Source organism: Catenulispora sp. GP43, assembly GCF_041260665.1.
Lineage (GTDB): Bacteria > Actinomycetota > Actinomycetes > Streptomycetales > Catenulisporaceae > Catenulispora.
In genome coordinates this window covers 113948-125384 of record NZ_JBGCCT010000036.1, presented here as the reverse complement: position 1 = coordinate 125384, position 11437 = coordinate 113948, and the positions used below count along the sequence as shown (strand labels likewise).

Here is an 11437-nt window from a genome sequence, read left to right as displayed (position 1 = left end):
CCTGGGACACGACACCGACCCTAACCGACCACCCCGAACCACAGACGAAAACCACAGACCAACACCATGATCAAACTAAGCTACGTGGCATTGCCGCCGGAGGCGCCTTTAGCTCTTGACCTTGACCTTCGCCCGTGAACACGCGAACCGCAACCCGCGACACACGACGTACCGGCGGCCACAGCGCATGGGGAAATCAGAGGAGCGTTACCCGCCCACGTAAGGATCGGCCACCAACGACCGCTGCAGCACCTTCCGCCGCTCCCCGTTCCCGTAGTAGTTCTCGTGCTCCTCGCCGAACTGGCGGAACCCGAACTTCTGGTAGAGGTGCTCGGCGGCGGCGTTGTCGGGGCGCACGGTGATGTAGGCGTACGGGACGTCCGCCTCGGCGAACACCTCCATGGCCTTGGTCATCAGCTCGCTGCCCAGGCCGCGCCCCTGGTGCCCGCTGCTCACCGCCAGGCCCAGCAGCCAGGCGCCGCTCTTGTCGGAGCTCGGGCCGACCAGGGCGTAGCCGGCGAGTTCGCCGCCGCAGTCGGCGACGTACCAGGTGGAGCTGAACAGGTTGAAGAAGGTGCGCAGGTAGTGCATGGAATACGCGAGGTCGTCGAAGACTTCCTTGTCCAGGACCTCCAGGCCCGGCAGGTCGTCCTCCCGGACGAGGCGCAGAGAGCTGCCTGCGGGGCTTTCGGGGTCAGCCTGGCTCGACGCCTCGTGGATGGTGGTCACGCACACCTCGTCAGAACTCGGATCCGTGTTTACAGGTTTCTGATAGGGGGTATGGGACCACCTTCAAGGGCACATATGTTACCGGCACGCGGCGTCGCCGCGTACGGAGGTTGCTCTTTTCGGTGGGCGTGCCTCAGCCGCGCCTGGTTCGCAGGCGGCGCGCCCCGGCCGGGCTAGAAGCGCCGGGGCGGCCTGATCTTCACCTGGTCCCTGAGGTCCCGGATCCGCGCGACCTGACGCTCGAACAGACGCGAGTAGTGTGTCCGGCTCTCCATAGCTTCCCACAGAGCCTTCATATCCGGGCTCAGGTGAGTGGGTGGCATCCACAGCGGCACCAACTCGTTGAGCGCGAACAGCAGCGAGTCCAGCGGGTCCCGGTCGCGGGCGATGTCGGTCTCGGCCCGGGGCACGATCACGTCCTGCACCGTGGTCAGCAGCCACTCGTGCAGGGCGAACTCCTCGCAGAAGCGGATCAGCATCGGCAGGTCGTCCGGGGCCCCGCTCAGCCGGATCACGTGCAGGTTCGGCAGGTCGCTCTTGGCGATGCCGACCGTCGGCTTGGCGTCCTTGGCCAGGGTGGCGGCCCAGCGGACCACGGCCGTGCTGGCACGCAGCGCGGTGGTGTGGTTCAGGGTGTCGCTCTGCTGCACCTCGTCGATGATGCGGTCGCTGATCGAGGCCAGGTCCAGGCCGCGGGCCGGCGGGGAGACGTCGGCCAGGTAGCCGTCGACGATGTTGTGCGGCTTCGGCGAGCCCAGCACCTCCACCACGCCCTGGTGCCGCAGGTAGTGCCGCCACTCGCGGCGCTCCTTGGACGTCGCCTCGCTCAGCGCCACGTACGCGGTGCCCTGCAGGATCCGGCCGTTGGTGACCACCGCGTGGCTGAGCACCGTGCCGATGGCCCGGCCCCGGCCCTCGCGGGCCACCTGCAGCCGGCAGTCCACGCCGGTGACCTGCTCCGGGGAGACCACGCGGCGGACCGGCCGGTCCACCTTGCTCACCGGGGAGCCGGGGGTCAGCTGCATCAGGGCCACGCTCGCCGAGGGGGACAGCGTGCCCAGGTTCTGGATCAGGCAGGTGCGGACCTCGCCGAAGCCCAGCCAGGGCTGCGTGCCGTCGTCGTGGACGGTCCGGTTCCGGTCCCGGTCAGTCGTTGTGCGTGACATGGACGTCATCGAAGAACAAGTGGCTCATCCGGCCGACGGGGTTGTCCGGTAACGTCACCGGGTTCGTCTCGTCACGGGCCCGGTCCGCGGTCTGCTTCAGCACTGCCCCGTCGAATCGTAGATGGTCGATGATGATCTCCGCGGCGTGCTCGGCCGCCCGGAAGTGCGGCGGCAGCACGGACAGGGCCTGATACGCGGCGAACGGAGCCGCGTCGGCGGTCAGCTGCGTGATGCTCGGCAGCTGCGACCACAGGTCCGGGAACGCCTCGTTCGGGCCGAACCGGTAGGGCTTGGCCACCGCCTTGCCGGCGTTGCGCAGCAGGCCGAGGCGCAGCAGCTGCCACACCGCCGACAGCAGCGAGCACGAGTACTGCCGCTCGGCGTGCGTCTGGTTGTTGTCCAGGCTCCACAGCTCGATGTCCACGAACACCGAGTGCCGGTACTTGCCGAACTCCTCCGGCGGCTCCCAGTCCGGGGCGTCCATCGCCACCGCGACCGCCGGGGAGCGCTCGCCGTTGGACAGCCACCCGGTCTGCGCGGTCGGCGGTCGCGAGCCGTTGGCGCCGACCGCGGCCTCCTCCACGATCAGCCCGGCGACGATGTCGGCCAGCGCGCTCTGGTCCCGCGGCCCGGAGTAGGGGCGCTCGCAGGCCACCGCGCAGCCGGCTTCCCGGGCCAGGTAGTCGATCCGGAACCCGGCCTGGTCGGCGGCGGTGGTCACGATGTCCACCACCTCCGAGGGCTTGGGCTGGTCCAGGGCCGAGCCGGAGGGCGTGTAGTCGTCGACCAGGAAGCAGGTGCTGATGCGGGCGTTGCGCCCGAACCGCTTGCGGATCCGCTTGCCGGCCGCCTCCAGCCACGGCGCGGCCTGTTCGAGCTGGCGGGCGATCTTGCGGTCGCCCTCGGCGAAGTCGTCCAGGTACAGGTGCCCGGTCTCGACGGAGAGGTGACCCAGCGGTACCGCGTCCACCTTCGCGGTCTGGGTCATCTCGTCGTAGCTGACGTCCACGGCCGTCACAGCCCTTCCCAGAATCTCTCGTCCGACAGCTTCGCGGCGAGGTCCTCGAAGGCCTGCACGGTGGCCTGGTTGGCGATCTTCAGCCCGCTGACATCGGAGTCGTCGATCACCTGCTCGCTCCACTGGAGCATGGGGTCGTAGGGGATCTGCCCGGCCAGGCGGGCCCGGCCCATGCGCAGCTTGTCGGCCTGCTCCCGCAGCTTCTGGTCGTAGGCGCGCAGCCAGGCGCCCTGAGCCGGCCGGGTCACCGACTCCTGGTCCACGCCCAGGTCCACGACCGCGGTGCGCACGTAGCGCACCGAGTTGTTCAGCCGCTGCGGGTCGTGGCCGCGGCGCTCGCCGGCCTTGAGCAGCCCCTTCTCGCCGAACACCAGGCCGTGCGCGGCCAGGATGTGCTGCTTGGTCCAGCGGTGGAAGACCAGCCAGCGGCTGGTCAGCGCGGCCAGCTCGGGCCGGGCGGTGGCCTCCAGGACCAGGTCCACGGCGTAGGAGCGGCCCGCGGACAGGTCGACGATGCACAGGTCGAATTCGCGGTCGAGCTTCAGGAACAGCTGCGCGCAGCGGGCCGGCATGTCCGCGCTGATCGAGAACTCCCCGCCGTCCTTGTCCCCCGGCAGCAGGACTAAGCGGCTGGCGCCGGAGATCCGCGGCAGGTCGCGCAGCGTGTCGCTGTCGGAGTGCAGGGCGGTGTCCAGCTGCTGGGCCTCGGTGTGCTTGGTGAAGTAGGAGTGCAGGCCCGAGGCGTCCACGCCGCGCTCGGCCTTGGGCACGTCGAAGATCGCGCCGGCGGTGGGCGATCCGAAGTCGAAGTCGAGATAGGCGACCGCCTCGCCCTGCAGTGCCCGCCGGTAGGCCATGTTGCAGCTGGTCACCGAGCGCCCCGTTCCTCCCTTGTCGGAGGTGGCGAATATCAGCACGTCATGCGCTCCTGCTCGCTGCCTGGCGGGCGAAGGCCAGTTCGTCCAACTCTCTGAGCACCTTGTCGGCCAGCGCCGCGGCGGTCGCGGGCCGTTCGGAGGACAGGGACTCGGCGCGGTTCAGCGACTGTTCGGCCTCCCTGAGCAGTTTCTGCTCCTGCGAGCCGCCGGCCGTGGGCGTGGTCAGCCGCTCCTGGTCCAGGATGTGCCGGGCCTCGGCGATCTTGGTGTTGGCCTGGTCCACCTGGCCCGGGTCGGCCACCGGCGGGTCGGCGATCAGACCGGCCGCGGCCACGAAGACCTCGATGGAGCGCTCTGTCATGTCCCAGGCCGGGGTGGCCGGCGAGGTCGGCAGGCCGGGGTAGACGTTGGAGAGCTGGTCCCACAGCCCGTCGGGCTGCTGGCGGCGGTTGAGCAGGTGCTCCACCGAGGCGTCGGCGATCTCGATGAGCCGGGCGCGGTTGCGCCGGCTGGTGGTGACGCTCGCGATGCGCAGCGCGGTCTTGGCCAGGGTGGCGGCGTAGCCGTTGTAGGACCAGGCCAGCATCGGGCCTTCCATCTCCGAGCCGCGCAGCGTCATCTGCACGCCGGGATCGTGCAGCAGCACACTGCGGTCGTCCTCGGTCGCGCGCCGGTTGACCAGGCCGCGCTGGGCCAGCTCCTCCACGACGGCCACGATGCGGCCGATCACGCTGCCCGAGGGCCCGCCCTGCTGGGCCATGGCGACGATGGAGAGCACCAGCTCGGAGAAGTAGGGGGAGCTCTGGCCGTCGGTGGCCTGCCAGGGGACGTCCTCCACCGGCCAGCGGCCGGCTCCGAACGTCGCGATCGTGGACCAGTACTGCAGCGCCAGGCCCCAGCGCAGGTTCAGCGCCTCGCGCAGGGACTGCTGCTCGGAGGTCAGCAGACCCTGCCGGGAGGTGCGGGTGGAGAAGAGGTCGGCCAGACCGTCCAGGGCGTTGACCGTGAAGTGCAGCACCGGACGGGACTCGGCGATCCCGTGCGGCTGCTTCACGCCCTCGGCGGCCGGGAGCTCGATGTCGGTGGCGTCCTGCGCCACCCCCCAGGCCCAGCCGCACTCGAAGAAGCGCTCCGGGTAGTCGCGCAGCACCCGCTCGTTCTCCGGCGGCAGACCGAAGGTGAGCTCCGGCAGCTTGTCGCGCACCGGCTGCAACTGGCCGCGCAGGTCCTGGGTGAGTGTGCGGCCCACGACCCGGCCCTGGCTGACCGTGCGCAGCAGCACGGACTCCGCCGGGGTGTCCGGGGTCAGCACGTTCACCACGAACGAGCGCAGCAGGCCGACCATGGCCGCGGTCAGGCGCGTGTCGATGGCCAGGACCACGGTGTCGATCCGGCTCTGTAGTTCACGGCGCTCCACGGTGCGCTGGAACTCGCGCAGGAAGCCCTTCGCGGACAGACACAGGGTGACCGAGATCGAGTACGACTCGGTGACGTCGTACTCGGACTGCTCGGGCTTCACCTCGCTGTCCGAGTCCTCCGTCAGCAGGTAGGAACCGCCGGTGAAGGTCGGCGCGCCGTCGTCGTCGGTGTAGCGCGTCAGGTATTGCTCCAGTGCCTCGAGCATCCGCATGGGGATGTCCAGACCGCTGCCCATCGGCCGCAGCACCGCCAGCACGTCATCCTCGATGGCGTCCGGGCGGTCCAGCCGGAAGCCGGGCACCTCGGTCGCGGGATACAGCAGGATCAGGATCTGCTCGGCGTCGCTGATGCTGTTCGAGGTGTAGCGACCACCCCAGGCCCACTCCCCGCTGCTGAACGTCGCGCGCGCGAAAGCCCGCCACGTGTCCAGGATGTGTTGTCGTGGGTTCGTTCTCAATGCTGCCGCCCCTGCCCTGACCTGCCCCGATTGCACGTGCTCGGTCCCATGTCGCAGGCGGGATCAGCACGGCGATGTCTGCCAGCCAAAGCCCCTACCCAGGTTGTCGAGGTCTGATACATCCAGGTGGCGGGATTCTCGCGGGGCCCGGCCGGGCCGGCGGCGGCGCCGATAGCATGGTGCGCGGGAAAAAGAGCTCTGACATGGCGATCTTCCTTCAGGGGGCCCGGGTGCGGATCGAACCACGCAGGCAGATTCTCGATATCTGGCGTGCCACGCTGCGCGACTGCCACGGCGCCGGGACGTGGATCTGGGGCGGGATGGGCGGTTCGGACCCGATCGCGGACGCCGAACAGCTGTTGTGCCTGTTCCTCCCGATCACCCGGATCGAGGTGTTCGACGTCTGCGATCCGGACCGCGTCGCCGCCGACGTCGCCGCCGCGCTGCGGCCGCTGGGGGAGCCCACCCGCATTCCGCGCACGCTGGTGGACATCGCGCTGGAGTACTTCGCGAACCACACCGACGGCGACGGCGAGCCGCGGTTCGGCGCCGACGGCCGCCTGCGGGTCCTCGGCACGGACGAACCGCCGTCGCGGGACGGGCAGCGCGAGGAGTTCGCGCTGGTCGACTCCTTCGCGGTGTCCGTCACGCTGTGCCTGGCGCTGTTCGTGTTCGCCGACGCGCGCCGGGGTCTGGAAATGCAGGCCAAGCAGCGCGAGAAGCTCGACGAGTTGCGCCGGCGGGCCTCACGCCGGCTGACCGCCGCGATGACCGGGCTGGTACGCGGTTTCGTCGTGCACGCGGTCGGCGTCGACGGCGACGAAGGCCGCTCCATCCTCGCCATGCTGCGCCACGGCGCACGCACCGACGCCGCGCTCCAACAAGGCCTGTACCAACGGTTCGAGCGCCTGCGCATCCGGCTGGGGCAAGACGTCCGGCTCGGCATCTTCGACGAGAGCATGCCTGATGCGGACCAGCTCTTCGAATGCGGTTGGACGTGGGGGGTCTCGCGGGACTCCCGGCCGCTCGAAGACTTTCGGTCCCGAATGTCGGGCGAAGCAGGGTTCGCCGTCGCGCGCCCCTGGCTGTACTTCACGGTGTCCGCTCTGGACAGCATCGCCGATCTGTATGTCGGCCGACTCAATACCCTGAGCTTCCTGGACCAAGAACAGTGCAGCCTGGCCGACGCCCTTATTCTGCGCCAAAGTCTCACCCAGAAGTACTGGTCGGGGATGGCGCGCTTCGACCCGGACCGCTGGCCCGTGGCGGACATCCCCTGGCGGACCAGCGACGGCCAGGAATCCGAGTACTTCTCGCTGCTGGTCGCCTCGGTACTGATCCACGACCTGGCCGACCGGGCCGACCGGGCCGCCACCGACACCGATCTGGCCAAGGCCGCCGGCCTCATCTCCGACCTGGCGTCCCGGGGCCGCCTCACCAGCCGGATGGCGGACAGCGATCCGGCGATCGGGCTGCATCACCCCGGCGTCCCCCAGTTCCTGACCGGCACCCAGGACGCGGCGGGCTCGATCCTGGTCCTGTACACGGCGGACTACGCGCCGCTGGTCATGAAGCTGGCCCTGGAGGCCCTGCAGCTGACCGGCGACGTCGAGGTCCGTGAGGCGCTCACGGCGGTCGCCGAGGCGGCGATGGAGCATCTGGCCAAACGCCGGCTGCCCGGGGACGGCGGTCCGGCCGAGCTGTGGGACGACGTCAGCGGCTTCCCCGGACTGGCCGGCCCCAAGCCCGACCGGCCGTCCTGGCGCCAGACCGAGAAGGTGGTCGAGGCGCTGGTCACCGCCGCCGTGGCCATCGAGCGGGAGCCGCTTCGCAGTACCCCGATGCAGGACCACCTCCTGGAGCTCCTGCATGAGGCAGAACGCATATATAACAGGGAACTGCTTCGCTCCGACCTCAGCGGCTTCAGGGCACTGACCGAGCGGCTCGACGAGATCGGAGACCTCATCCGCCGCGCCCGCGAACTCCGCCACCGTCGCACCGGAACGGCGATCGCGCTCACAGAACGGGCCCTCCGGCTGCTGGACGCGCTGGAACAGGCCCACGAGGACGCCGGACGGAGCCGCTGATGCTGATCCTCGCCGCTTCCGACAACGGCGGTACCGGCCGCTCGGTGACCAGCTGCAACCTGGCGTACCGGATCTCGTTGATGGGCCGGGACGTGGCGTACCTGGACTTCGACTTCGGGTCGCCGAACGCGGGCGCGATCTTCGAGATCCCGAGCCTGGAGCGGGGCAGCCGTGACGGCGGCCTGCACTCCTCCATCCTCGGCAGGACCTCGCAACCGGCGCGCGCCGAGATCCGCGGCGTGACGGAGCGCACGGAGCTCACGGAGCGGCCGCCGGGTTCGGGGAAGCTGACCTTGTTCCCCGGCGACCTCGGCGGTGCGGAGTTCCATGTCACCAGTGACCACATCGACAGGGTGGTGCAGCTCTTCCGCAAGGTCGAGCAGGAGTTCGACGTCTGCGTCGTCGATCTGAGCGCCGGCCGCTCGGCGGCACTGGACATGTCCTTGCACGCGGTCTCGCCGGCGAACCGGTCCAAGAAAGCCGATCCGGTCCGCCTGCTGCTGTTCCACCGGTGGACGACACAGCACGTGATCGCGGCCAGCGGCCTGCTGTTCGAGGACAACGGCATCATCTCGTGTGCCGTCGACGCGGGCTTCGGCAAGAGCGAGTTCCTCAGGCTGGTGCGTACGGTCCGCACCGCGGTGCCGAACTCGTCGGCCTTCGGCGGGGAGTCGACGCCCGAGCAGGAGCGCTGGGTCGTGCGCAGCGATGACACGCTCAAGGCCCTGGCGAAGAGCCGAGGGCTGGGGCAGGACATGTTGCTCGGGACCACTCCGTTGGAGCCGATGTTGCTGTGGCGGGAGCAGATCCTCACGGATGCGGACGTCAGGCGCCGGCTGGCCAAGGCAGAGACCCCGCGCTCGTTCGACAATCTGGCGATCAAGGTGATCGACGACCACGCGTGGGAAGGATTCTGACAGTGGCTTCTGTGAAGAACCTGCCGCTGTCACATCTGTCGGTCGAGGTCGGCCACCTCTACATGGGAGATTTCGAGAACGGCGAAGAGTCGATACGCGCCCAATTCGAGCGGATCAGGCCCTGGCTGGACGCGGCCAGGGCCTCGGCGATCAGCGGTGACGAGACCCCGCGGGTCAGCACCTGTTTCCTCCTCGACGACTACTTCTCACGCCGGTCCGACGCCCCGACGGTCATCGAGAAGCTGGTGCGCCTGGCGGCGGAAGCCGGTGTCACCATCGACTACGTCGCCAGAGAGTCCGCCTTTGTGCGGCGCTCGGATGGCTTCTGGACAGCTGAACTCGTCACTCGGCGCATCCTGGAAGAACCGGAGCCCGAGCGTTCCAATGGCGGGCGTCCACCGACCGCTCGATCGGGGTGGCTGGCCAACGGCAGACCGCCGCGCGACGCAGCTGTTCTCGGCGTCATGCAGGAGCGTGTGTGGGAGCCCGCGCTGGAGTACGGCGGGCGCAGCCACTCGATCTTCCTGGACATTGAGCTCTGGCATGGTCACGCCGAGCCGGGTGCGAACGAGGAGGAGATCCTGAGCCACCGCCGGTATTCGAGCCCGTTTCTGTCCGCCGTGTGGCAGCTGGTCCGGCTCGGTTTGCTGCGCGAGGACGGCGCACCGGCACTCGAGGTCACGGACTGGGACGGTAGGCGGTGTGCGCAGTGGAGCGATCTCCCTGACATCATCAGGGCCAACCCGCGCGCCGAGCCGTTTTACGCCTATCGCTCGGTGAGCATCTTGCCGGCACGCTTCCTGCCGATCGCGCACACGGTCCAGACCATCATCGATCACGTCATGCTCGACGCGCCGGTCGTGGAGTCGATCGGTCTGCGGGCGGCGGACGAGAACATCCGGCTTCCGCGAAACGCCGCCGACCGCCTCAGCTACCACTTCCTCCCGGGCGAAAGCTGATGGTGCGGCCCGCTGATCCGACGGATCAACCGCAGGTCGTCCTCGGGGCGGTGACAACCGGCCTGCTCAACACCTCGGAGCCGCTTGCGTTGGCGGCGGCTCGTCAGGCGCTGGCGCTGCTGCCCGGTGTCGGGGCGTCCTGGCGCCGGCATCCGGTCGAGCAGGTCGTATCGCCGGACCTGTTCTTCGGTCTGGACTGCCGTCTGGCCGTGGATACCGGTGCCCAGCCAAGGGTGATCGGGACGGCGCGCGGCCGGGCCGTTCTCACAGCCGGCCACGTGCTTCAGGGCTCGGCGAGCATGGGCGTCGTGCTGGACAACACCAAGAGGCGGCTTCCTTGGATGTACTACGCGGCGCGGCCCGGTCTCGGCGAGGTCATCAACAAGGCAGACCCCGCAAGACTCGTGAGAGGGTTCTTGGAGGCCAGGACGGACCGCGCTGTTCTGGACTTGGGGAAGACCAGCTCCTATGTGATGTCGCTGCTGGACCGGGTTCCCCAGATCGACCATCAGGCACGCCTACGCACCCAGACCGGTCGCTTGCTGTGGGCGGTGCATATCCAGGAAGACGCCAAGCCCTATGTCCTGGTTGAAGCATGCGAGGACGGGTTAGCGCGGGTCCGCATAGCCACGCCGGCGTTGTTGGTGCCGCAGTTCGTCGAATTCTGCGAAATCCTGGCTCTGCATGACTGGCTCCTGGCTGCCCTCAAGAACGCCTTCGACCGCTCCACCCGGGCCCACAGCGGACGTCGGCCCGAGGACGAGCTCGACCCGGCGTTGACCTACCTCGGCCACCTCTGGAACCCGACGGCGCACTTGCCCGACCAGATGCGCGGGTTCTGGCAGGAGCTGGAGAAGGAGACGCAACTGACGTGGGAATGGCAGTCCACTTTGACCCGGGTACGGGACAAGGTGTCGCTGTTGACACGAAAGATGATCGAAGAGGTCCTGCATCTTGAAACCTGATCAGGACGTGAAAAAGGCGCACGATGCCCCGCGAAGCCCTCAAACGTCCCCCGACTCCGCGCCAGTCCGGCCCAGCCCGGTGCTTTCGGCCTACCCGTACCGGGTACACCCGGAGGAAGGAGAGATCGTCTGGCGACCGGTGCTGGCTCCTGGAGGAGACTTCGTGAGTGAGGATGTGCCTCCGCGGCTTCGCGGTGTCCTGAAGAACGACATAGCGGCGATCGCCGAACTGGAGGCCACCGCGTTCGGGACCAATAGCCTCACGCGCAGTGCGCTCGACGTGATCTACGACCCCTCCGGCGGGTTCTGGCTCCTGGCCGAGGACGAGGAAGGGGTGTGGGGGCACTCGGTCAACGCCCGGGGTGAGGATCCGCACGTCGGGTGGATCCTCGGGATGGCGATCCATCCCGAGCGGCAGCACCGGGGGTGGGGCACGGTCCTGCTCCAGGCGACCATCGACCGCCTCTACGACTCCGACATGAACGTGATCCGGCTACTGGTGAAGTCGACCAACAAGGTCGCCCGGCGGCTGTACGAGAACTTCGGCTTCATCGACACCGGTGAGCGGCGCAACCACCTCGGCCCCGGCGAGGACCGCATGGTCATGTCGCTGCTGCTCAAGCAGCGTGTCCCCGCCGTGCAGCCGACCGGGCAGGTCGGGCGCGCCGGCCCCGGCGCGCGCCACTACCCGAGGCTGGAGGCGCGGCCCAAGCCGCAGTCGCCGGCTGCGGACGAGGAGGGCGACATGCCGGCCGGAGGACGGGTGAACGGGGTGGCTGTGCCGCAGGTGCCGGCGGACCCTGACTTCTACTGACGCCCGGGTGGCTGGACGGCCGGCAGGC

General features: G+C 69.0%; 10 protein-coding genes. 5 read left to right on the top strand and 5 right to left on the bottom strand.

Features of this window, described 5'->3' with window-relative positions; translation table 11 throughout:
- Positions 1–207: 207 nt before the first annotated feature.
- The 5 genes from ABH926_RS45435 to ABH926_RS45415 form a co-directional block, all read right to left on the bottom strand.
- Positions 208–729, bottom strand: coding sequence for a GNAT family N-acetyltransferase (locus tag ABH926_RS45435; RefSeq protein WP_370373255.1), 522 nt, complete (start codon positions 727–729; stop codon positions 208–210).
- Between the two features lie 173 nt (positions 730–902).
- Positions 903–1895, bottom strand: coding sequence for an SCO2521 family protein (locus ABH926_RS45430; protein ID WP_370373253.1), 993 nt, complete (start codon positions 1893–1895; stop codon positions 903–905).
- Positions 1876–2913 (bottom strand): SCO2522 family protein, encoded by a 1038-nt coding sequence (locus ABH926_RS45425; protein WP_370373252.1) that lies wholly within the window; start codon positions 2911–2913, stop codon positions 1876–1878. The genes ABH926_RS45430 and ABH926_RS45425 overlap by 20 nt, the downstream gene beginning before the upstream one ends.
- Positions 2910–3830 (bottom strand): SCO2523 family variant P-loop protein, encoded by a 921-nt coding sequence (locus tag ABH926_RS45420; protein ID WP_370373250.1) that lies wholly within the window; start codon positions 3828–3830, stop codon positions 2910–2912. The genes ABH926_RS45425 and ABH926_RS45420 overlap by 4 nt, the downstream gene beginning before the upstream one ends.
- 1 nt (position 3831) lies before the next feature.
- Complete coding sequence (locus ABH926_RS45415) at positions 3832–5667, bottom strand: SCO2524 family protein (RefSeq protein ID WP_370373248.1); 1836 nt, start codon at positions 5665–5667, stop codon at positions 3832–3834.
- Between the two features lie 203 nt (positions 5668–5870).
- Here ABH926_RS45415 and ABH926_RS45410 point away from each other — a divergent pair, with 203 nt between their 5' ends.
- The 5 genes from ABH926_RS45410 to ABH926_RS45390 all read left to right on the top strand — a co-directional run bounded on the left by ABH926_RS45410 (position 5871) and on the right by ABH926_RS45390 (position 11409).
- The gene (locus ABH926_RS45410; RefSeq protein WP_370373246.1) at positions 5871–7754 is read left to right on the top strand and encodes an SCO2524 family protein; all 1884 of its coding nucleotides are present in this window, start codon (positions 5871–5873) and stop codon (positions 7752–7754) included.
- Entirely contained in the window at positions 7754–8671 is a 918-nt protein-coding gene (locus tag ABH926_RS45405; RefSeq protein ID WP_370373244.1) for an SCO2523 family variant P-loop protein, read from the top strand. Before ABH926_RS45410 ends, ABH926_RS45405 begins: the two co-directional genes overlap by 1 nt.
- Positions 8672–8673: 2 nt before the next feature.
- Entirely contained in the window at positions 8674–9630 is a 957-nt protein-coding gene (locus ABH926_RS45400; protein WP_370373243.1) for an SCO2522 family protein, read from the top strand.
- A complete protein-coding gene (locus tag ABH926_RS45395; RefSeq protein WP_370373241.1) occupies positions 9630–10595 on the top strand; it encodes an SCO2521 family protein in 966 nt (321 codons plus the stop codon). Before ABH926_RS45400 ends, ABH926_RS45395 begins: the two co-directional genes overlap by 1 nt.
- A gap of 163 nt (positions 10596–10758) precedes the next feature.
- Entirely contained in the window at positions 10759–11409 is a 651-nt protein-coding gene (locus ABH926_RS45390; protein ID WP_370373239.1) for a GNAT family N-acetyltransferase, read from the top strand.
- The last annotated feature ends 28 nt before the right edge of the window (positions 11410–11437 follow it).

Bases quoted from the DNA above. Each gene is read 5' to 3' on its own strand.
- ABH926_RS45430 (WP_370373253.1), bottom strand. From the start codon at position 1,895: ATGTCACGCACAACGACTGACCGGGACCGGAACCGGACCGTCCACGAC.
- ABH926_RS45410 (WP_370373246.1), top strand. From the start codon at position 5,871: ATGGCGATCTTCCTTCAGGGGGCCCGGGTGCGGATCGAACCACGCAGG.
- ABH926_RS45405 (WP_370373244.1), top strand. From the start codon at position 7,754: ATGCTGATCCTCGCCGCTTCCGACAACGGCGGTACCGGCCGCTCGGTG.
- ABH926_RS45395 (WP_370373241.1), top strand. From the start codon at position 9,630: ATGGTGCGGCCCGCTGATCCGACGGATCAACCGCAGGTCGTCCTCGGG.